This window comes from Microcoleus sp. B5-D4 (assembly GCF_036705145.1).
In the GTDB taxonomy this organism is placed as follows: domain Bacteria; phylum Cyanobacteriota; class Cyanobacteriia; order Cyanobacteriales; family Microcoleaceae; genus Microcoleus.
The window spans coordinates 1,244-2,198 of the sequence record NZ_JAUBTV010000182.1; the positions used below are offsets into that span (position 1 = coordinate 1,244).

Annotated in this window: 1 protein-coding gene; it reads right to left on the bottom strand. The window is 46.0% G+C overall.

The genetic code is table 11. From position 1 onward, the window contains the following. A partial coding sequence (locus QUB10_RS34045) for a hypothetical protein (protein ID WP_333207533.1) occupies positions 1–856 on the bottom strand: 856 nt, incomplete at its 3' end. Between the last annotated feature and the right edge of the window lie 99 nt (positions 857–955).

The following is a 955-nucleotide window of genomic DNA, read 5'->3' on the forward strand; positions in this document are numbered from 1 at the left end:
CTTCTGCACAACTGACATTAATAAATTTGCCTCGGTCTCCTGCGGGTCCTTCAACATCACCGAAAGGAGACCAAGAATTAGTATGACGAATTGTGTGCCATAAATGACCATCATCGGTGACACCGCAAACGTGCAACTCACCCCCAACTTCACCAACAGAGACGTGAACGAAATTTCCACGATTTCCAGCGACTCCTTTAACATCACCGAAACCAAACCAAGAGCCATCTGCACGACGAATTGTATGCCACAAGCTGCCTGAATTGTTAACAGCACATAGGTGAATTACATCCCCGATTCCTTGGAGAGCTACATTGGTAATAAAGCCACCGTCTCCAGTCTGTCCTTCAACATCTCCAAATGATGACCAACTCCCATTGGGAAAACGAATTGAGTGCCACAATTTTCCATCTGATGTTGTGCCTGAAATATGTAGGAGGCTGCCCTTCTCTTGATACGCTAATACTGTGGGTAAAGGGGTTCCTCGCGGAATATTGTCTAGTTCATTATCAGGGATAATAACGACATCTTCCCACTTATAACCTCTAGCTTCAAAGGTAGCAGTATCCGGAATCGATCGACGCTTGCCCGACTCCATGACACAAATTTCCGGGCTGCTTCCTTTGAGCAAAGCTCCATCCCGCCCACCACTTAGCAGCGCTCCTAACGGAATATTGTTTAGCTCATCATCAGGGATAGCTTTCACATCTTCCCATTTAAAACCGTTAATTTTAAAGGTAGCAGGATCAGCAATCCCTCGGCGCTTGCCCGACTCCATGGCATAAATTGTTGGGGAACTTCCTTGGAGTAAAACTCCATCCTTCAACAATGCGATTGGAAATAGACGTAGCCCCAAAGGAATATTTGCTAAGTCCGAGCCCAGGGTAAGAGCATCTTAATCAGGCTTGACACAAGCACTTGAGAATCTGCATCATATAGTCATCATTCATCGCCG